19 protein-coding genes are annotated in these 19,000 nt (G+C 68.6%); 18 read left to right on the plus strand and 1 reads right to left on the minus strand.

What is annotated here, in order from left to right; genetic code table 11:
• Window positions 1–207 precede the first annotated feature (207 nt).
• From WHX56_RS14930 to WHX56_RS14955, 6 genes are all read left to right on the plus strand, one after another.
• Complete coding sequence (locus WHX56_RS14930) at window positions 208–756, plus strand: MarR family winged helix-turn-helix transcriptional regulator (RefSeq protein ID WP_129240644.1); 549 nt, start codon at window positions 208–210, stop codon at window positions 754–756.
• Entirely contained in the window at window positions 753–1,313 is a 561-nt protein-coding gene (gene ectA, locus WHX56_RS14935) for a diaminobutyrate acetyltransferase (RefSeq protein WP_287754427.1), read from the plus strand. The genes WHX56_RS14930 and ectA overlap by 4 nt, the downstream gene beginning before the upstream one ends.
• Window positions 1,314–1,438: 125 nt before the next feature.
• Complete coding sequence (ectB, locus tag WHX56_RS14940) at window positions 1,439–2,746, plus strand: diaminobutyrate--2-oxoglutarate transaminase (protein WP_129240590.1); 1,308 nt, start codon at window positions 1,439–1,441, stop codon at window positions 2,744–2,746.
• Entirely contained in the window at window positions 2,743–3,147 is a 405-nt protein-coding gene (locus tag WHX56_RS14945) for an ectoine synthase (protein WP_129240589.1), read from the plus strand. Before ectB ends, WHX56_RS14945 begins: the two co-directional genes overlap by 4 nt.
• Before the next feature lie 15 nt (window positions 3,148–3,162).
• Entirely contained in the window at window positions 3,163–4,089 is a 927-nt protein-coding gene (gene thpD, locus WHX56_RS14950; protein ID WP_129240588.1) for an ectoine hydroxylase, read from the plus strand.
• 105 nt (window positions 4,090–4,194) lie between these two features.
• Window positions 4,195–5,067 (plus strand): MOSC domain-containing protein, encoded by an 873-nt coding sequence (locus WHX56_RS14955; RefSeq protein ID WP_129240587.1) that lies wholly within the window; start codon window positions 4,195–4,197, stop codon window positions 5,065–5,067.
• Between the two features lie 23 nt (window positions 5,068–5,090).
• Here the strand turns inward: WHX56_RS14955 and sugE are convergent, their stop codons facing one another.
• The gene (sugE, locus tag WHX56_RS14960; protein WP_129240586.1) at window positions 5,091–5,408 is read right to left on the minus strand and encodes a quaternary ammonium compound efflux SMR transporter SugE; all 318 of its coding nucleotides are present in this window, start codon (window positions 5,406–5,408) and stop codon (window positions 5,091–5,093) included.
• Between the two features lie 191 nt (window positions 5,409–5,599).
• On the opposite strand from sugE, the gene panD reads away from it, so the two are divergent.
• The 12 genes from panD to WHX56_RS15020 all read left to right on the plus strand — a co-directional run bounded on the left by panD (window position 5,600) and on the right by WHX56_RS15020 (window position 18,931).
• The gene (gene panD, locus WHX56_RS14965) at window positions 5,600–5,968 is read left to right on the plus strand and encodes an aspartate 1-decarboxylase (protein ID WP_062681977.1); all 369 of its coding nucleotides are present in this window, start codon (window positions 5,600–5,602) and stop codon (window positions 5,966–5,968) included.
• 64 nt (window positions 5,969–6,032) lie between these two features.
• A complete protein-coding gene (locus WHX56_RS14970) occupies window positions 6,033–7,079 on the plus strand; it encodes a CDP-6-deoxy-delta-3,4-glucoseen reductase (RefSeq protein WP_338881683.1) in 1,047 nt (348 codons plus the stop codon).
• A 180-nt stretch (window positions 7,080–7,259) separates the two neighbouring features.
• On the plus strand, window positions 7,260–8,516 hold the full coding sequence (locus WHX56_RS14975; RefSeq protein WP_129240584.1) for a D-amino acid dehydrogenase: 1,257 nt from the start codon (window positions 7,260–7,262) through the stop codon (window positions 8,514–8,516).
• 4 nt (window positions 8,517–8,520) lie between these two features.
• Window positions 8,521–9,861: an extracellular solute-binding protein gene (locus WHX56_RS14980; RefSeq protein ID WP_129240583.1), complete on the plus strand. Its 1,341-nt coding sequence runs from the start codon at window positions 8,521–8,523 to the stop codon at window positions 9,859–9,861.
• A 245-nt stretch (window positions 9,862–10,106) separates the two neighbouring features.
• Complete coding sequence (locus WHX56_RS14985) at window positions 10,107–10,976, plus strand: TcpQ domain-containing protein (protein WP_338881686.1); 870 nt, start codon at window positions 10,107–10,109, stop codon at window positions 10,974–10,976.
• On the plus strand, window positions 10,973–12,562 hold the full coding sequence (locus tag WHX56_RS14990; RefSeq protein ID WP_338881687.1) for a hypothetical protein: 1,590 nt from the start codon (window positions 10,973–10,975) through the stop codon (window positions 12,560–12,562). The genes WHX56_RS14985 and WHX56_RS14990 overlap by 4 nt, the downstream gene beginning before the upstream one ends.
• A 2-nt stretch (window positions 12,563–12,564) precedes the next feature.
• On the plus strand, window positions 12,565–13,890 hold the full coding sequence (locus tag WHX56_RS14995) for a hypothetical protein (protein WP_338881688.1): 1,326 nt from the start codon (window positions 12,565–12,567) through the stop codon (window positions 13,888–13,890).
• Entirely contained in the window at window positions 13,877–14,389 is a 513-nt protein-coding gene (locus WHX56_RS15000; protein ID WP_338881689.1) for a hypothetical protein, read from the plus strand. Before WHX56_RS14995 ends, WHX56_RS15000 begins: the two co-directional genes overlap by 14 nt.
• Window positions 14,386–16,101 (plus strand): ATPase, T2SS/T4P/T4SS family, encoded by a 1,716-nt coding sequence (locus tag WHX56_RS15005; RefSeq protein WP_338881690.1) that lies wholly within the window; start codon window positions 14,386–14,388, stop codon window positions 16,099–16,101. Before WHX56_RS15000 ends, WHX56_RS15005 begins: the two co-directional genes overlap by 4 nt.
• Entirely contained in the window at window positions 16,094–17,230 is a 1,137-nt protein-coding gene (locus WHX56_RS15010) for a hypothetical protein (protein WP_338881691.1), read from the plus strand. Before WHX56_RS15005 ends, WHX56_RS15010 begins: the two co-directional genes overlap by 8 nt.
• 52 nt (window positions 17,231–17,282) lie before the next feature.
• Window positions 17,283–17,900 (plus strand): type 4 pilus major pilin, encoded by a 618-nt coding sequence (locus WHX56_RS15015; RefSeq protein WP_338881692.1) that lies wholly within the window; start codon window positions 17,283–17,285, stop codon window positions 17,898–17,900.
• Window positions 17,897–18,931, plus strand: a complete 1,035-nt coding sequence (locus WHX56_RS15020; protein WP_338881693.1) for a prepilin — start codon at window positions 17,897–17,899, stop codon at window positions 18,929–18,931. Before WHX56_RS15015 ends, WHX56_RS15020 begins: the two co-directional genes overlap by 4 nt.
• Window positions 18,932–19,000 lie beyond the last annotated feature (69 nt).

Below are 19,000 nucleotides of genomic sequence, written 5' to 3' on the forward strand. Positions count from 1 at the left end.
ATATGTTTTTTATAGGGACTTCCACCTAGGGTTCCCAGGGGACTCCCCGCGACTGGCTCCCGGTCGGCAAGTCCATGAATCTTGCTGCCATCCGCTGCAAATTCGTATTCATTTATTTACATCGCGCAGGGGCATTTTTGTTTGACTCGAATAGATCGTGCGCATATCATTCGTATAGAAATGAATTTGTCCGAACCCACTTCCACCATGACTGACGCCGCGAAATCCGATCCCTCACAGCAGTACGACCTGCGCATTTTGCGGGCCCTGCGCCGCATCACGCGGTCGATCGCGCTGCATTCGCGCCAGTTGTCCGCCGTCAGCCATATCACCGCGCCGCAACTGATGTGCCTGCGCACCGTGATCGGCAATGGCCCGATGACGGCCACGGCCATCAGCCGCGAAATGCACGTCAGTCCCAGCACCGTCGTGGGCATCCTGGATCGCCTGGAAGACAAGGGCCTGATCCGCCGCGAACGCGGCCGCGAAGACCGCCGCATCGTATTCGTCACGGCCACGGAAGCCGGGCGCGAACTGGCGCAAGGCGCGCCTTCGCCGCTGCAGAAACACCTGGCCGACGCGCTCAATGCGCTGCCGGAACTCGAACAGGCCACCATCACGCTGTCCCTGGAGCGCATCGTGGCGCTCATGGAACAGGACGGCCAGGCCGCCGTCGACACGCATGGCGATGTGTCGTCGCCCATCCTTGAAGTGCCCACGGGCGGGGCACCCCCAGAATCGGGAATCGTCGCATGAAGAAAAACGAACTGGATACCCCAACCCTCTCAAGTGCCGTGGCGCCGGCGGTCAGCGCGCAGACCCATACCATGCGTCTGCCCGACCGCAAAGACGGCGCCGCCATCCACCGCCTCATTTCCGAGTGCCCGCCACTCGACCTGAATTCCCTCTACGCGTACCTGCTCCTCGCCGAGCACTTCCGCGACACCTGCGTCCTGGCCGAAAGCTCCGGCGGACGTATCGACGGTTTTATCTCCGCTTATGTGATCCCGGCCCGGCCCGACGTCCTGTTCGTCTGGCAGGTCGCGGTGCACACCCGCGCACGCGGCCATCGGTTGGGCCGCGCCATGCTTCGCGAGCTCTTGCGCCGCAAGGGTCTCGAGCATGTCCGCTATCTCGAAACCACGGTGGGGCCTGACAACCAGGCATCGCGCCGCAGTTTCGCCGGCCTGGCCGGCGAACTGGGCGCCCACGTCTCCGAACAGCCGTTCTTCGACCGGCAACTCTTCGGCGGCGCGGACCATGACGACGAGATGTTGTTGAGGATAGGTCCGTTCGCCTTGCCGACCCCTTAGGGGTAGCGCAAGCCCAGCGGTCTTATCGAAATACCGGGATGGTCAAGTCGATCCGGATGCGTCCGCGCGCCCGGAGGGATTCCGGCCGTCCATCAACTTATGAGATGAAAGGGAGGATTAATCATATGGACTTGAAAATCTTTGACCGGATGGAGTCGGAGGTACGGGGCTACATCCGGTCGTTTCCCGTGATCTTCAGCCAGGCCAGGGGTTCGACGCTGATCGATGAGGACGGCACCGAGTACATCGATTTCTTCAGCGGCGCCGGCACCCTGAACTATGGCCACAACAATCCTGTTCTCAAGGAAAAGCTGCTGGAGTATGTGCAGTCGGACGGCGTCGTCCATGGCCTGGACATGGCCACCAGCGCGAAGAAGCGTTTCCTGGAGACGGTGGATCGCGTGCTGCTCAAGCCGCGCAACTGGCAGTACACCCTGCAGTTCACCGGCCCGACCGGGACCAACGCCGTCGAGGCCGCGCTGAAGATCGCCCGGCAGGTCAAGCGTCGCCCGAACGTGATTTCGTTCACCCACGGCTTCCATGGCGTGAGCGGCGGCTCGCTGGCGGTGACCGCCAACATGAAGTTCCGCGAAGCCTCCGGCTACGCGCTGGGCAACACCACGTTCATGCCCTACGACGGCTATTTCGGGCCGGACGTGGACACCATGGCCTATATGGAACGCATGCTGGAGGACCCCAGCAGCGGCATGGACAAGCCCGCCGCCGTCATCGTGGAAACGGTGCAGGGCGAAGGCGGCGTCAACGTCGCCACCCTGCGCTGGCTGAAGGAACTGGAAAAGCTCTGCAAGCGCCACGACATGCTGCTCATCGTGGACGACATCCAGGTCGGCTGCGGCCGGACCGGCACGTTCTTCAGCTTCGAGGCCGCGGGTATCCGGCCCGACATCATCACCCTGTCGAAGTCGCTGTCCGGTTTCGGCCTGCCGATGTCGCTGGTGCTGATGAAACCCGAGCTGGACATCTGGAAGCCGGGCGCCCACAGCGGCACGTTCCGCGGCAACAACCTGGCCTTCGTCACGGCGACGCAGGCGCTGGAAACCTATTGGGCCAACACCGCCTTCACCGCCGACATCCAGCGCAAGGAGCGCCAGGTGCGCGACTGGCTGGAGAACCTGGTGCACAGCTATCCCAACGCCGGCCTGTCGGTGCGCGGCCGCGGCCTGATCCAGGGGCTGGTGTGCAACGCCACGCCCGCCCTGGCCAACCGCATCGCGCAGAACGCCTTCAAGAAGGGCGTCGTGATCGAGACCTCGGGCGCGCAGGACGAAGTGCTGAAGCTGCTGCCTGCCCTGACGATCGAGGAAGAGCTGCTGGGCAAGGGCCTGGAAGTGATCGAGGCCAGCGTCGCGGAAGCGCTCGCCGAAGAAGGGCAGTCCGCCCGCATCCTGAAATTTGGAGGAAAACGTCAATGATCGTACGCAATGTCAAAGATGTGATCGGCACCGCCGACGAAGTCCGCACCGATACCTGGGTCAGCCGCCGCGTGCTGCTGAAGAAGGACGGGATGGGGTTTTCCTTCCACGAAACCACCATCTTCCCGGGCGGCCGCACCCATATCCACTACAAGAACCATCTTGAAGCGGTGTGGTGCATCGAAGGCGACGGTTCCATCGAAACCATTGCCGACGGCAAGAAGTACGACCTGGGACCCGGCGTGGTCTATGCCCTGAACGAGCACGACGAGCACTGGCTGTGCGGCGGCAAGGAGCCGCTGCGCGTCATCTGCGTCTTCAACCCGCCGCTGACCGGCCAGGAAGTGCATGACAAGGAAGGCGTCTACGCATTGCCCCAGGCCGAGGCCCAGGCAGCCTGATACAAGGAGGTTCGCATGATCTCACCTGCACAGGATCCGTACGCCTCGCGCACGGATCGAAGTTCCGCCATCATCGCCCGCCAGGATCCGGTGGTCTACGAAAACGGCCAGTACGCCGGCGCCCTGGGCGCCGAGCAGATCGGGCAGTACGAGCGCGACGGTTTTCTCCTGCTGGAAAACCTGTTCTCCGAAGACGAGATCCGCGCGCTGTCGTCCGAGGTCGAGCGCATGACGCGCGATCCCTCGATCATCCGCCGCGAAGAGTCCATCACCGAGCCGGGCAGCAATGCCGTGCGCTCCATCTTCATGGTGCACGTGCTCAACCCCATCCTGGCGCGCCTGGTGCGCGATCCCCGGCTGGTCAACGTGGCGCGGCAGATCCTCGGATCCGAGGTGTACATCCACCAATCGCGCGCCAATATGAAGCCCGGCTTCAAGGGCAAGGAGTTCTACTGGCACTCCGATTTCGAGACCTGGCACGTCGAGGACGGCATGCCCGCGATGCGCGCCCTCAGTTGCTCGGTGCTGCTGACCGACAACAATGAGTGCAACGGCCCGCTGATGCTGGTGCCGGGCTCGCACCGGCAGTTCATCTCGTGCGTGGGCGAAACGCCCAACGAGCACTACAAGCAGTCGCTGAAAAAACAGGAGTACGGCGTGCCGGATCCGGTCAGCCTGCAACTGCTGGTGGAGCAGGGCGGCATCCGCTCCATGACGGCCAAGGCCGGCTCGGTGGTGTTCTTCGACTGCAACACGATGCACGGCTCCAATAGCAACATCTCGCCGTGGCCGCGCGCCAACGTGTTCATGGTCTACAACAGTATGGAGAACACCTTGAATCCGCCCAAGTACGGGCTGACGCCGCGTCCCGAACATATCGCGACGCGCAAGGGATTCAAGGCGGTCACGCCGCTGGACACCCTGAAGCTGGTCGGCGGCTGAACCCGCGCCGGCAGTCAGCAGAGCCCAGGCCAAGCCTGGGCTTTTTTGCTGGCGGACCGCTCTGCTATTCTTGGCGCACCCCGCCACCCAGGAACCCGGTACGCCATGTCCGCCCGCATCCTCAGCCTGCACATCTACCCGCTCAAATCCTGCGCGGGCATCGACCTGAACGAATCCTCCATCGACCGCGCCGGCCTGGCCTATGACCGCCGCTGGATGCTGATCGGGGAAGACGGGCAGTTCATGACGCAGCGCCAGTGGCCGGCCATGGCGCTGGTCCGCACGGCGCTCACGGCGGACGCCCTGCGCCTGTCGGCGCCCGGCATGCCCGACCTGGACGTGGCCCTGGACGGCTCGGGCCTCGAATCCGGCCCGCAGGACGTCACCGTCTGGAAGGACACGATCTCGGCCCGGCGCGAAAGCGCGGCCGCGGGGCGCTGGTTCTCCGAATTCCTCAAGACGCCTTGCGGCCTGTACAAGGTGGACGCGGCCGCGCGGCGGCCGGCCAAGCTCGACTGGGTGTCGCGCTGGACCGAGGCGCATCCCGACCTCGCGGACACCTTTTCGGGCGACCACTACTTCGGTTTCGCCGACGGCTTCCCGTTGCTGGTGGCCAACCAGGCATCGCTGGACGACCTGAACGCCCGCCTGCGGGCCAAGGGGGCCGCGCCGGTGCCGATGGACCGGTTCCGCCCCAATATCGTCGTCCAGGGCGAATGGGAGCCCTTCGAGGAAGACCACACCGCGATGATCGAGGCGGCGGGCGTGAAGATGGCGTTCGTCAAGCCCTGCACGCGGTGCTCGATCCCCGACATCGACCAGCGCACCGCCCAGCGCTACGACGAGCCGGGCCTGACCCTGGCGGGCTATCGCAATCTGGAAATCGGCGTGGTGTTCGGCCAGAACGCCATTCTCGACGCGCCCGCCGGGGCGCGCCTGAAGGTGGGCGACGAAGTCGGGATCGAACTGGATTTCTAGCCCGGCGCCCGGGGCGGGCGGCCTCAGGCCGACGATAGCTTCAGGCCCACCAGGCCAAGCACGATGAGGGTGACGCTGGCGATGCGCATCCAACTGGTGGATTCGCCGAACAGCACGATGCCGGCCACGAAGGCGCCGATCGTGCCGATCCCCACCCAGACCGCGTAGGCGGTGCCCAGGGGCAGGGATTTCATGGCGACCGCCAGCAGCCAGACGCTGATGGCCATGCCGCCCGCGGTAACGAGGGATGGCCAGAAACGGGTGAATCCATGGGTGTACTTCAGGCCTACCGCCCAGACGATTTCGAAAAGGCCCGCGAGTACCAGGATGATCCAGGTCATAGTCGACTCCTGCTGCATTCAGGGGTCGTCCCCGGGAAGAGGCATGCCGGCCTGGCGGCCGCGCGCGGCAGCGGGCCGTCCCGCTGCGGCAAAAATTATAGAATACGGGCTTCCGACGGCAGAACCGGGTGCCGGGCATCGACTCTTGCAACACTTCGCGTTCCGGGCCGCGAAACCAGGATATTTCCATCATGCAACGCATAATGCTGCGGGCAAAGCTGCACCGCGTCACGGTCACCGAAGCCGACCTTCACTATGAAGGGTCTTGTGGCATCGACGAAGACCTGCTGGACGCTGCCGGCATGCGCGAGTTCGAACGCATCGAACTCTACAACGTCACCAACGGCGAACGCTTCGATACCTACATCATCAAGGCGGCCCGCGGCAGCGGCGCCATTTCCTTGAACGGCGCCGCCGCGCGCCGGGCCCAGGTCGGCGACCTGCTGATCATCTGCACGTACGGTCCGATGTCCGAAGCCGATTCGGCCGCGCACAAGCCGCAAGTCGTGCTGGTGGACGACGCGAACCGCGTCAAGGAAATCCGCAAGTTCCCGGCCTGACGCCGGGCCGCGCGCGGCGCCTGCCTTGCCGGCCGGCGCCGCGTCAACCCTGAACCGTTTCATCATGAGCTTCCAGGTCATCATCCAACCCAGCCAGCATCAATTCCCGGTCGAGCCCGGCCAGACCGTGCTCGACGCCGCCCTGGCCGCGGGCATCGTCCTGCCCTATAGCTGTCGCAACGGCGCGTGCTCCACCTGCAAGGGGCGCGTGGTTTCCGGGGAGTTCGATGCCGGGCAGTATCCGGCGCAGATCCTTTCGCCCGAGGAACTGGCCGACGGCTACACCCTGTTCTGCCAGGCCCGGCCCGCCTCCGACATGGTGGTGGAGTCCACCGAGGTCCGGCTGGCCAGCGACATCCAGATCCGCAAGCTGCCTTCGCGCGTGCAGACGCTCGAGCGCGTGGCGCCGGACGTGACGGTGATCAAGCTGCAACTGCCGGCCTCCGAGCAGTTCCGCTACTACGCCGGCCAGTACATCGAAGTCATCCTGAAGGACGGCCGCCGGCGCAGCTATTCCATGGCGGGCGCCCCGCACACCGGCAGCCCGCTCGAACTGCACATCCGCCACATGCCTGGCGGCGTCTTCACCGACCATGTGTTCGGCGCGGGCGACACGCAGATGAAAGAGCGCGAGATCCTGCGCCTGGAAGGGCCGTTCGGCTCCTTCTTCCTGCGCGAAGACAGCGACAAGCCCGTCGTGCTGCTGGCCAGCGGCACCGGCTTCGCGCCGGTCAAGGCGATCGTCGAGCACATGATCCACGAGAACATCAAGCGCCCCGTCGCGCTGTACTGGGGCGGACGCCGTCCGCGCGACCTCTACATGCACGAGCTGGCGCAATCGTGGTCGGCCCAACTGCCCGATTTCCGCTACGTGCCGGTGGTGTCCAACGCCTTGCAGGAAGACGGATGGACCGGGCGCACGGGCTTCGTCCACGAAGCCGTCATGCAGGACATCGAGGACCTGTCGGGCCATCAGGTCTACGCCTGCGGCACGCCGCTGATGGTGGACGCGGCCAGGCGCGAGTTCAGCGCCCAGAACGGACTGCCCCCGGAAGAGTTCTACGCGGACGCCTTCACGTCCGAGGCCGACCTGGCGAAAGCCGCGTCCTGAGCCACCGGCCATGAACGGAAGGGGCGGAATGAACGGGCCTGGAAAGGTTTGTGACTTCCGCCCCTTTTTATTCCGTAGGCGCGGGCAAATCGCCGGGGTAAACTGCCGTGGCAGCAGCTTGCCATGGGGCGCGGGCATCGGGTCCGCGAGCCGGGATGGCACGCAAGGAGCAATGCGGGCATGAAAGTAGCGGTATTGGGTGGCGGCATCATCGGAATCTCAAGCGCCTGGTGGCTGAGCCAGGCCGGCCACGACGTCGTTGTCATCGATCGCTGCACCGGTCCCGCGCAGGAAACCAGCCTGGCCAACGGCGCCCAGATTTCGGTGTCGTATGCCGAGCCCTGGGCCAATCCGCAGGCTCCCTTCAAGCTGCTCAAATGGATGTTCCAGGACAACGCGCCGCTGCTGTTCCGTCCGCAGTTGGACTGGCGGCAATGGATGTGGGGGCTGGCGTTCCTGCGCGAATGCCTGCCCGGCCGCCTGGCTCCCAACATCCGCGCCATGGTCCGCATGGCGGAATACAGCCGCGCGACCCTGCGCGGCATGCGCGCGGACCTGGGCATCCAGTACGACCACCTGGAACGCGGCATCCTGAATTTCTACCGCGACCAGCACGAATTCGAGAACTCCCAGCGCGCCGCCGGCCTCATGCGCGACTTCGGCGTAGAGCGGCGCGTGGTGTCCACCGACGAGGTCATCGCCATCGAACCGGCCCTGGCTCCGCACCGCCAGACGATCGTCGGGGGCGACTACACGCCCGAGGACGAGAGCGGCGACGTGCACCTGTTCACGGTGGCCCTGGCCGAGCATTGCGTCCGCGCCGGCGTCGAATTCCGCTACAGCACCCGCGCCACGCGCTTGCTGACCACCGGCGGCACGGTGCAGGGCGTCGAACTCATCGGGCCCGACGGCCGCTACGGCACCCTGTCGGCCGACGCCTACGTGGTTGCCATGGGCAGTTTCAGCCCCGGCCTGCTGCGCCCGCTGGGCATTCCCTGCAACGTCTATCCGGCCAAGGGCTATTCCGCGACGTTCCCGGTGCTCAAGCCGGGCGCGGCGCCCACGGTCAGCCTGACGGACAGCAGCCACAAAGTCGTGTTCTCCCGCCTGGGCGACCGCCTGCGCATGGCCGGCACCGCGGAACTGTCGGGATATTCCCGCAGCCTGAACACCGGGCGCTGCGAGGCCATGACCCGCCTGGCGCGCGAACTTTTTCCCGACGCGCTCGATTTCGAGCGCGTCAGCTATTGGTCGGGCCTGCGCCCGTCCACTCCTTCGAACGTGCCCATCATCGGCCGCAGCCGTATCCCCAACCTGTACGTCAATACAGGGCACGGTACGCTCGGCTGGACGATGGGCGTTGGCTCGGGCCGGGCATTGGCCGATCTGCTCAGCGGACGGCGGCCAGAACCGGAATTTCCTTTTCTTGGTCTGTGAACCTATGAAGAATCTGCAATTGGCGGGCATTGCCCGCGCGATGTTCGCCAACCGGCGCGCATGGGTATTCGGCGCCGCCATGGCGATGGCCGGAGCGGCGAACGCCGCCGCGGTCGAAATACAGGTCTGGCACACGCTGACCGACGCAAACAAGGCTGAGTTCGAAAAGCTCGCCAAGCAATACAACAAGGAGCAGGACCAGGTCCGCGTCACGCTGCGCGGCTTCGCCTCGCCCTCCGCGCTGGAACAGGAAGCCGTTTCCGCGGTCAAGGCCAAGAAGGGCCCGAACCTGCTGCAACTGACCGACAACCATTCGCCCGAAGTCGTGGCCCAGCACAAGGCGGTGCTGCCGCTGTACGAACTGCTGGCCAAGTATCCGATCAAGGACCTGAACTGGTTCGTGCCGGCCACCAGCAGCTTCACGCGCGACAGCAAGGGCCGCCTGCTGGCCTTCCCCTGGATGGCCGAAGTGCCGGTGATGTTCTACAACACCGCCGCCTACAAGAAGGCCGGGCTGGATCCCAACAAGCCCGCCCGCACCTGGACCGCCCTGCAAGGCGAACTGCTGAAGCTGCGCGACGTGGCCGACATCGACTGCCCGTACGCATCCAGCGACCAGGTCACTGTCCACCTGGAGAACCTGGCGCCGATCAACAACCAGGCGTTCACCAGCAACAACAACGGGCTCGACGCGGTCACCAAGAAGTCGACCGCTGCGGCCATGCAGTTCGATACGCTCTACATGCGCCACATCTCGCTGATGGTGAGCTGGAAGCGTTCGCTGCTGTTCATGGCCCATTCCGGCGACAGCGCCAGCGACAAGCTGTTCGCCAAGGGCGAATGCGCGGTGCTGACCTCCAACACCGGCGCCTTCGGCCAGTTCATCAACACGAAATCGCTGTCCTTCGGCGTGGCGCCGCTGCCTTACTACGACCAGGTCACCAAGGACGGCGGCAAGCCGTTCGTGAGCGGTTCGGCGCTGTGGGCGCTTGAAGGCCATCCCCAGGCGGAGGAGAAAGCCACCGCCCAATTCCTGGCCTGGCTGTCCAAGCCCGTCATCGCGGCGGAATGGCACCAGCGCACCGGCTATCTCCCGCTGACGGAAGCGGCCTTCCGCGCTTCGGACGTGTCGTTCTACGACCGCATCCCGGGCGTCCAGGCGCTGATCACCTCCATGCGCGCGCAGCCGAACACCAATAGCCGCGGCTTCCGCATGGCCAACTACGAGCGCATCGAGCCCGTGCTCAACCAGCAGCTCAACGACGCCTTCGACGGCAAGGTGCCGCCGGTCGCGGCGCTGAACAACGCCGCCTCGCAAGCGCGCAGCATCGCCGCGCAGCGCTGACGGCCCAAGGCGGCCCGGCGGCGCAAGCACCGCCGGCGCCCTGGAGAAACCTGGTCCTCGGGCCGGGTTTTTTTTCGTCCCGGGCCGGGCCCCGCGATAAATCGCGGCCCCTTTCCGGGCAGCGGGTCCGCGCGGCGGGACCAAACCATCCATGCGTACATGCCAGTCTGGCGGGGCAAAGGGCGCTCCTCCACCATGCGGTCATGCGCGTCGCTTTCCGGTGCGCCTTTCGCTCGCGGTGAGGCATGGTTCGACTCTTCTTCATGGCGGCAGGCCTGTCCTGCCTGGGGGCTTGCTCATGGTCCGGCAAGGACCCTGCCGGATCGTCCTGGCAGGCGGCCGAGCCGGCCGCGCAAGGCTTCCGTTTCGATTGGCAACTGTCCGGCGATCCCGCCGTGGCGCCCATGCAGGTGTTCGACGACGGCAAGGAAACCTGGCTGCAATTCGCGCCAGGCCAGGCCCTGCCGGCAATCTTCGGCATCGGCGGCGATGGCGAACGCGCCTTGCCGTATTTCCGGCGCGATCCCTATGTGGTGCTGACGGGCGGGTGGAACAGCCTCTCGTTCCGGGGAGGGCGGCTGACGGCGCGGGCCCAGCGCATGCAGGCGCTGGCCGCCAGCGGGCACGAACGCGTGCCGTCCGAACCGCCAGCCGTCGCGCAACGCATCGGGCCGCCGCCCGGCGCGCAGGCGCCCGTCGGCGCCTTGGCGGCCGGCGGTCCCCTGGCCTCCATCGCGGGGCCGGCGGACGCGAACCAGGCCGCCGCCGCGCCGGCCACCACCGCGCTGCCGATGCCGGATAATCCGGGCGCCGCGGCCGCGCTTTACCGCGCCGCCCCGCCGGACGCCACGTTGCGGGCCGTCCTGGCGCGTTGGGCGGGCATGGCGGGATGGACGTTCCAGCCGCAGCACTGGGCGGTGGACGTGGACATCCCCCTGTCCGCCACGGCGGAATTCTCCGGCGACTTCAAGTCGGCCGTGCGCGATCTGCTGGGCGCCACCGAACTTGCCGAGAAACCCTTGCAGCCCTGCTTCTACGGCAACAAGGTGCTGCGCGTCGTGCCGCTGGCGCAGTCCTGCACGCGCACGGCCGCGCCGGGAGGGGCCGCCGCATGACGCGCCGACTGCTCTTGTGCGCCGTGGCGTCCGGGGTGCTGGGCGGCTGCTCGGTATCCCAGCAGGTCGCCGATATGCGCCGCGCCGCCAGCGACCGGCAGGCCGGGGTGGCGGCGCGGCATCAGGCGTTCGCCGACGGCCTGTCGGACCGCGCGGCGCGCCTGGCCGCGCAAGAGGTCGCCACGCCGTGGCTGGCCGGCAAACCCCAGCCCCTGGCGCGGGACGTGCTGCTGCCTCCCGCCTTGCGGGAAAACTTGCGGACCACGCTGATGCTGGCCGACGATGCCGACCTGCCCGCGGTGGCGCAGCGCCTGACCGCCGCGACCGGCATCCCCGTGCGGGTACAGCCGGACGCCTTGCTGCCGCTGGACCTGTTCCTGCCGCGCCTTGCCGTCAGCGGCGCGCTGGCCGTCCCGGCGCCGGCCAGCCTCGAGATCCGCGCTGGCGGGCAACCGCTGGCCGACCTGCTCGATGCCCTGGCGGCCCGCTACTCCGTGCACTGGCGCTATGAGCGCAATGCGCTGGAGTTCTACCGCACCGAAAGCCGCGTATTCGATCTTCGCGCGCTGTCGCTTGCCAGCAAGGTCGACATCCGGCTGGGCCGTTCGGGCAGCAAGGAAGGCGAGGGCTTCGAAAGCGCGTCCAACACGTCGCTGTCCGCGGGCCAACACAACGCGCTGGCCATCCTGCGCGCCAGCCTCATGCCGTTCCTGACCCGCTCCGGCGTCCTGGCCGATGCGGTCGACGGCGCCACCTCCCTCGTCGTCACGGACACGCCCGAAGCGCTCGAACGCGTCGCCCGCTACCTCGAACGCGAGAACAAGGCGCTGACGCGCCGAGTGCGGCTGGTCTTCGAGGAAATCACCGTCATCGCCAACGACTCGGCCTCGGGCGGCATCGACTGGAACGCCGTCTACGCCGCGGCCGGGGCGACGGCCCGGCTGGCGCTGCCGGGCGCCGGCGCCGCCGGCGACGGAGTGCTGGAAACCGCGGTGGGCAGGGGGCCGTTCCAGGGTTCGCAGGCCATCGTTTCCGCGCTCAGCGCAATGGGGGCGGTCGTGCGCCACAGCAAGGTTCCCGTATTGACCTTGAACCGCCGGCCCGTCACGCACGCCGTAAGAACCACGTTTTCCTACATCGACCGGGTGCAGAGCACCGCCGTCCCCGGCACCACCGCGGGCGGCGCCAACGGCACGCTGCCCGCGGTGTCCATCAGCCAGAAGGAAGAAACGGTCGGCTCGTTCCTGACGCTGCTGCCCGACATCCAGGAAGACGGCCAGATATTGCTGTCGCTCGCCTACGACAACGCGGTCGCGCAACCATTGAAAACCATCACCTTCGGCGAACGCGGCAACCAGGTCCAGGTCCAGCAGATCACCATCGACGGCAACGGCACGGTACAGCAGATAGAACTGCGTCCCGGGCAGCCCATCATCGTTTCCGGGTTCGACCGCAGCCAGGATCAGCACGAACGCCGGCGGCTCGCGCCCGCGGCGCCCCTGATCGCGGGCGGCCAGGACAGCGCCGCCTCGGCACGCACGACCACGCTGGTGCTGGTGACGGCCCAGGTCGAGGAGGGCTACTAGGCATGGACCGGGTTCCCCACACGCTGCTGCTCGATTGTCCGGGCGCCGGGCGGATGCTGGCGTTCGGCCTGCGCTGGTTCGCGCTGATCGGCTCGAACGCGCCCGCGCTGGCCCGTTCGCGCGGGCGGCGCTTGCGGGCCAGCCACTACGTCGTCGGTGGCGCGCCGGCCACGATGGCGGGCTATGGCCGCGTGCGGCCGCTGCGGCGGGGCGGATGGCGCGCCGGACGCGCGAGGGCGCGCGGCGCGGTCCCCATCCAGGCCGCGGCGCAGCTTTTCGCCTTGCTGTATCCCGAAGGCGGACACAGCCTGGTCCGCCTGCCCGATGGCGGGCATTGGCTGGTGGCGGCCCAGCGCGGCACGGTGCTGTCGCAGACCGACAGGGTGTTCGCGTCCCGGGACGAGGCCCTGCGCGAACAAGCGCTGTTGCTGGCCCAGCGGCCCGCCTTGCCCTTGCGGGAGGCAGGCGAGGTCTGGGAAGCGCTGCAGCAGGCGGTGGATCCCGCCACCCGGCTGAGCGCGCTGCCGACCCGCTGGGCCGAATTGCCGCTCGCCCTGCGGCTGTTCCTGGCATGCGTGGGGCTGGCGGCCTTCGCGCCCGCCCTCTGGAACGCGCTGGGAGCGCCGCGGCCCGGACGCGAAGCGCCCGCGCCCGGCGGCCCCGGAAACGGCCAGTCCCCGCCGGACCCCTATCTCACCTTGCTGCAAACCACCGCGGCCCACGCGCCGTCCGAAGTGCCCCGCCTGCTGGCCAGCCTGGGCAGGCTGCCCATACAGGTCCGGGGCTGGGCGCTGCGCCGCGCGCATTGCCTGGCGGGGGCGCAGCGCTGGACGTGTTCGGCGGCCTACGTCCGGGCCTATCCCTACGCCACGAACCAGGCGCTGTATGCGCTGCGGCCCGCCGGTTGGGAACTGTCGTTCCAGCCGCTGGAGGCGGCCACGCTGTCGTGGGGGATGGCTTCGGGGCAGGCATGGCTGGCCGACCTGTCCCTGCCCACGGGCATCCAGGTCGATACCGAGCTGGCCGCCGCCTTGCAGCGCCTGCAGCCGGCGTTTTCCGCCGTCGTCCTGGCGGCGGCCCTGCCGCTGCCCGTCCCCGCGCCCGCCGCCCACGGAGGCGCCGTCGCGATCCCGGACCAACCGCCAAGTATTCGCCGCCGGGCGCTCACCCTGCGCGGGCCGTTGCGTTCGTTCGCGTTGCTGCCGGACGCCATTTCGACTGCGCGGTGGTCCCGCCTATCGCTGGAAATCCAGCCGCAGCCCAGGCCCGGCCTGGCGGCAAGCACACTCATCGCAGAATTGCAGGGGGAACTCTATGAACAGGAATAGGGCGGCCGCGCGCCTCGGAATCGCGGGGCGCCTCGCCTGCTGCCTCGCGCTGTCGGCCGCGCCGGCCCAGTACGTCCGCGCCCAGCTTGCGGCGCCGGCCACGGAGGAACCGCAAGCCTGGCCGGAAGCGGAAACCGTGCGCACGCTGCTGCGCGCGGACGCCGCGGCCGCCCTGGCGGATTGCCGCGTTCCCGGAATCTGCCCGGCCGGCGGCGCGGCGGCGTCTCCAGCGCCTCCGGCGGGGCCGGCGGTTCTTCCGGCCCGGCCGTTCGACGACATCCGCGTGCTGGCCATATTCGGCGTCGCCCGAAGCCTGCGCGTCGATCTCAACGTCAACGGCGTCGTGCTGCGCTACCAGGCCGGCCGCGGCGCGCCCGTCGCGGGCTCGGCCGTGGCCGGCGCCTACCAGTTGCTCGCCATCGAAGACGCCTGCGTGCGGCTGCGCCGAGACGACCGCGAACACACCGCTTGCCTGGACCTCGGCAGGGCCTACCCATGACGGCGCCCGCCTTGCTGCCCGCCGTCGCGGCATCGCGTCCGCCCGAACTGCGGACGCCGGAAGACATCGCCCGCCTGGCGCCGGCGTTCGTGCGCGCCCTGGGCCGCGAATTCGACCTGGCCGCCCTGGCGGGCCGGCTGTGTCCGGTGCTGCTGGAAAATGGCGAGGTCGCGGTCTTCGCGGTGAAGGACTACACCCTGGGCGACCAGATCGACGAAGTCGAACGCATGGTCGCGGCGCAGGGATACCGGCTGGCGCGCGTGCCGCGCTACCAGTTGCCCGCGCCGCTGCTGTTGATGGTCGCCCGGGGCCAACTGGCGGCTCCGGGCCTGGCCGCGCGGGGCGGGGCGCAACGGGAAGAGCGCGCCTCGGCCCTTGCTTCGCTCTTCCTGGACATCGTGCGCTGGGGCGTGGCGCAGGGCGCGAGCGACGTGCACATCAACGTCGACCGGCGGCGCGAAGCCTGCGAAATCCGCTACACCATCGGCGGCGAATACGTCGGCACCGGCCGCTACGCGGGCCTGTCCAACGCGACCCTGCTGGAAGTCCTGGCCGTGGCCTGGATGGACGTCAGGGGCGGCAACGGCGCGGTGTTCGATCCGGCGCTGGAACAGCAGGGGCGCATCGGCCTGGACGTCGACGGCATTCCGATCGTGCTGCGGTGGGCCTCGCTTGCCGCCGACGCGGGGCCGTCGGTGTGCCTGCGCATCCTGCGGCTGGATGCAACCGCCGACGGCGACCTGCTCTCGCTGGGCTATCTGCCGGCTCAGGTGGAAACCCTGGCGCGCGCCCGCGAACGCGAGGGCGGCGCCATCGTGCTGGCCGGCGTGGTGGGTTCGGGCAAATCCACCACCATCGCCGCGCTGATGCGCGGAATCGCGCCCACCCGCAAGGTCATTACCCTGGAGGACCCGGTCGAATACCTCATCGGCAACGCCTTGCAGAACACCCTGGGCGGGGCCCTGGCGGCGGCCTGGCCGGCGGTCGACGCCAAGCTCAAGACCATCAAGCGGTCGGCGATGAACGATCTGCTCATCGGCGAAATCCGCGATGCCGACACCGGCCGCGCGTTCATGGACCTGGCCGGTTCCGGCGTCAGCCTGTACACGACCACCCACGCGGCCTGCGCCGTGATGATTCCCGAACGCCTGGCTTCGGATTCGATCGGGGTGTCGCGGGATTTCCTGGCCTCGCCCGGCATCCTCAAGCTGCTCGTCTACCAGACCTTGCTGCCGCGCCTGTGCTCCCGCTGCGCGCTGCCGGCCGACAGCCTGTGGGCGGCGTCCGCCGCGTCCTCCGGGGACGCGGCGGCCATGGACTGGCGGGCGTGGATCGAGCGGATGGCCGGGAAGTTCCAACTGGATGCCGGCGCGCTGCGGGTCCGGAACGCGGCCGGATGCCCCGATTGCAGGCGGCCCCACCTGCCGGAACTGAACGGGACGGCCGGCCGCTGCGTCGCGGCCGAGATGGTCGAGCCCGAACGCGTGGACGGGTTCCTCGAACGCGTGCGCGCCCGCGATAACCTCGGCCTCAAGCGGCAGGCCCAGGCGGCGGGCCCGGCCGCCTGGCGCAACGAGGCCACGCGCGGCGCGCAGGCGCTGGACAGCGCCCTGTACCGGGCCAGCCTGGGCGAAATCGACCCGCGTTCCCTGCTGCGCCGCTTCGACCTGGCGGCGGCCGTGCCGGACTCCGGCAGGGGCGCTCATGGCTGAGCCGCTCATGCAGGCGTCCGCCTGGCGCCGGCCCGCCGGCCGCGCGCTCTTGCTGCGCCTGGACGCATTGCGCTTCCGGTCCCGCCGCGCGGACTACTACGAGTATCTGGCGGATCTGGTCGAGGGAACGCAAGGGCGCAAAAGCCTGCGCGACATCTTCGAAGACGACGCGCGCCGGCACGGCCAGGACACGGTGCGTGGACGCCTGTCGCAGCACTGGGCGGCCGCGTACCAGGAAGCGGGCGGAGACCTTAGCGCCGCCTGGTCGGACACGCTGCCCGCCGGTGAATGCCTGTTGCTTGGCTGCGTGCAGGAAGAAGGCGGCGACCTGCCGGCCGCGCTGCGCGATCTGGCGCGCGCCGTCCGGCTGGCGACGGACGCGTGGCTGGCGCTCGTGTCCGCCGCGGCGGCGGGGGTGGCGGCCGCGGCGGTCGCCTTCGCCCTGCTGTGCGCCATTCCCTTTTTCAGCGTTCCTCGGCTGCAGCACGTGTTCCAGGCCGTGCCGGCGGAGGACTACGCCCGGCTTACCCGCGCGCTGTTCGCGCTTGCGCAGGGCCTGCGGACATGGCTGCCCCTGTGGCTGGTGCTGGTCTTCGGCCTGGCCGGGCTGGGCCTGTGGTCGCTTCCGCACTTTACGGGGCCCCTCAGAGCGCGGCTCGACCGCTGGCTGCTCTGGCGGCTTTACCGCGATTTCCACGCCATCCGTTTTCTTTCCCTGCTGGCCGTGCTGGTCAGGCAGCACGGCTCCGCCGACACCCGCCTGCGCCGCGCCCTGGCGGTGCAGGCGCGCGGCGCGCCGCCTTGGCTGCACGCGCACCTGCTGGACATGCTGGCGCGGATCGACGCCGGCCTGGCTGGCCCGGAGGTATTCGGCACCGGCCTGCTGGAAGCGGACACCTGGTGGTACATGGCCGACATGATGGACGCCCTGGGCATGGAGGCCGGGCTGGCGCGCGCGCGCCAGCGCATCGAACTGCGCCTGCTTGCGCGCGTGCGGCGGCAGGCATCGGTGCTGCGCTGGTCGCTGCTGATCTCGTCCGTGGCGGCCGTGCTGGGGATCGCGCTCTGGCACTACGGCGTGATCGACGAACTGCGCCAGGCGCTCACCAATTTCTATGCCGGCCGATAGGGCGGCCGGAGCCGGCGGCTCGCCGGCGCTTCATTTCACCAAGGAGACAAGCATGCGACATTTCCAGGAATTCCTGGCCGGCGCCATCCGGCAGCGGGGCTTTTCGCTGATAGAGGTGTCCATCGTCACCGCCATCATCCTGCTGATCGCGATCGTCGGCATTCCGGCCATCGGCGCCTACGTCATCGAAAACAAGGTGCCCAAGGTCGGCGAGGAATTGCAGCGCTTCATCGCCAGCACCAAGATCAACGGGCTGGGCGGCGGCGTCACGCCCTATGCGGGCCTGGACACCGGCGCCATGGCCAACGCCTTGCGGGATTCCAGCGTCCTGTCCGTGCAGGGCACGGGCCCCGGGGCGCGCATCGTGCACGGCCTGGGCGGCAATGGCGTGGGCGGCAACGGCGTCGTCGAGGTGGCGGCCGCCGCGTTCGGCAGCGCGGGCCTGGGTTCCGCGTTTTCCATCACGCTGACCAACGTCAGCCATGCGGCCTGCCCGGCGCTTGCCTCCGTGCTGCAGCGGATGTCCGAAACCATCTCCATCGGCGGCGATGGCGGCGTCCGCGTCGTGAAGGACGCGCTGGCCGCGCCCAGCGTGCCTTACCGGGCCGCCCTGGCCCAGGCCCAGTGCAGCCAGGGCGACGTCAACACCTTTGTGTTCACCGCCAAATGAGCCGGGGCGCGCATCCGCGCCGCCAGCGCGGATTCTCGGCGCTCGGCCTGGCGCTGGCCCTGGCCTTGACCGCCATGGCCGCCATCTGGGCTTCGAACCAGCAGGTACAGCGGATCGAGGACGCGGCGGCGCGTTCCTCGGGGGTATGGCTCACCCAGATACGCCTGGCCATGGCCGGCGTGCTGTCCGCGCATTTCACCGCCCTGGCCAAAGGGGAGGCGCCGCGCAACGCTCAAGGAAAGCCGCTGTTCGCGGATTCCCTGGCGCCCGCCATGGACGAACTGCGCGCCGCGGGATTCCTGCCCGCCGATTTTCCCGACCGCTCCGCCTTGGGTTTCGCCGCAAGGCTGCGGATCGTCAGGGGGCCGGCCTGCCCCGGCGAGCAATGCCGGCTGGATGGGCTCGTCCACGGCGCCCAGCCGGTTCTGAAAACAGGGACGCAATCTCCCGACCTGATCGGCATGGCGGCCATCATCGAGGCCGCGGGCGGCTACGGCGGCGCGGTGTGGCCCGGCGCGCCGGGGCGGCTGCGGGGGGCGGCGTTCAACTTTGCCAATCCCCTGGCGGGCGGCCCGGCCCATGTGCCGGGCACCGTGGCGCTGTGGGCGGGAGCGGGGGCCGGCGAACCGGACCTGGACCGCTTCGTGAAAATCCGCGATACGCGCGATCCCCAGCTCCAGGGGGCGCTGAGCGTCGCCTCCTCGGTTGCCGTCGGCACCTACCTTTCGGTCGGCGCGCGCGCCACGGAAGGACGGTACTGCGGCGTCGCCAACGGAACGATGGCCACCTCGGCCCGGGGGGAACTGCTGACGTGCCAAGCCAATGCCTGGACGCAGGCCAGCGGGAGCTTCGGCGGGGCGTACAGCCACAATTACCCCTTGGGTTGCTACCATTACTCGGGCGTGTCCACCGCCAATCCCCGCACGGGCGCCTGCTCGTGCCCCGCGGGCTACAGCGCGGTGATCGTCTCCGCGGGCGGCAAATGGACCGACACCGAGGGCTGGACCACCGGCTACGTCTGCGTGCGCTGAGCCCCGCGCGCGCCCGTTGCCGCGTATGCCCGCCAACCCTCTATAATCAAAAATTCGCCTAAATCCTGC

Source organism: Achromobacter veterisilvae (assembly GCF_037619525.1).
GTDB classification, from domain to species: domain Bacteria; phylum Pseudomonadota; class Gammaproteobacteria; order Burkholderiales; family Burkholderiaceae_B; genus Achromobacter; species Achromobacter veterisilvae.

Bases quoted from the DNA above. Each gene is read 5' to 3' on its own strand.
- thpD (WP_129240588.1), top strand. From the start codon at position 3,163: ATGATCTCACCTGCACAGGATCCGTACGCCTCGCGCACGGATCGAAGT.
- WHX56_RS15020 (WP_338881693.1), top strand. From the start codon at position 17,897: ATGAGCCGGGGCGCGCATCCGCGCCGCCAGCGCGGATTCTCGGCGCTC.
- WHX56_RS15015 (WP_338881692.1), top strand. From the start codon at position 17,283: ATGCGACATTTCCAGGAATTCCTGGCCGGCGCCATCCGGCAGCGGGGC.
- WHX56_RS15000 (WP_338881689.1), top strand. From the start codon at position 13,877: ATGAACAGGAATAGGGCGGCCGCGCGCCTCGGAATCGCGGGGCGCCTC.
- WHX56_RS14980 (WP_129240583.1), top strand. From the start codon at position 8,521: ATGAAGAATCTGCAATTGGCGGGCATTGCCCGCGCGATGTTCGCCAAC.
- WHX56_RS14975 (WP_129240584.1), top strand. From the start codon at position 7,260: ATGAAAGTAGCGGTATTGGGTGGCGGCATCATCGGAATCTCAAGCGCC.
- WHX56_RS14985 (WP_338881686.1), top strand. From the start codon at position 10,107: ATGGTTCGACTCTTCTTCATGGCGGCAGGCCTGTCCTGCCTGGGGGCT.
- WHX56_RS14955 (WP_129240587.1), top strand. From the start codon at position 4,195: ATGTCCGCCCGCATCCTCAGCCTGCACATCTACCCGCTCAAATCCTGC.
- WHX56_RS15005 (WP_338881690.1), top strand. From the start codon at position 14,386: ATGACGGCGCCCGCCTTGCTGCCCGCCGTCGCGGCATCGCGTCCGCCC.
- ectA (WP_287754427.1), top strand. From the start codon at position 753: ATGAAGAAAAACGAACTGGATACCCCAACCCTCTCAAGTGCCGTGGCG.
- WHX56_RS14945 (WP_129240589.1), top strand. From the start codon at position 2,743: ATGATCGTACGCAATGTCAAAGATGTGATCGGCACCGCCGACGAAGTC.
- ectB (WP_129240590.1), top strand. From the start codon at position 1,439: ATGGACTTGAAAATCTTTGACCGGATGGAGTCGGAGGTACGGGGCTAC.
- WHX56_RS15010 (WP_338881691.1), top strand. From the start codon at position 16,094: ATGGCTGAGCCGCTCATGCAGGCGTCCGCCTGGCGCCGGCCCGCCGGC.
- WHX56_RS14990 (WP_338881687.1), top strand. From the start codon at position 10,973: ATGACGCGCCGACTGCTCTTGTGCGCCGTGGCGTCCGGGGTGCTGGGC.
- WHX56_RS14930 (WP_129240644.1), top strand. From the start codon at position 208: ATGACTGACGCCGCGAAATCCGATCCCTCACAGCAGTACGACCTGCGC.
- panD (WP_062681977.1), top strand. From the start codon at position 5,600: ATGCAACGCATAATGCTGCGGGCAAAGCTGCACCGCGTCACGGTCACC.
- sugE (WP_129240586.1), bottom strand. From the start codon at position 5,408: ATGACCTGGATCATCCTGGTACTCGCGGGCCTTTTCGAAATCGTCTGG.
- WHX56_RS14995 (WP_338881688.1), top strand. From the start codon at position 12,565: ATGGACCGGGTTCCCCACACGCTGCTGCTCGATTGTCCGGGCGCCGGG.
- WHX56_RS14970 (WP_338881683.1), top strand. From the start codon at position 6,033: ATGAGCTTCCAGGTCATCATCCAACCCAGCCAGCATCAATTCCCGGTC.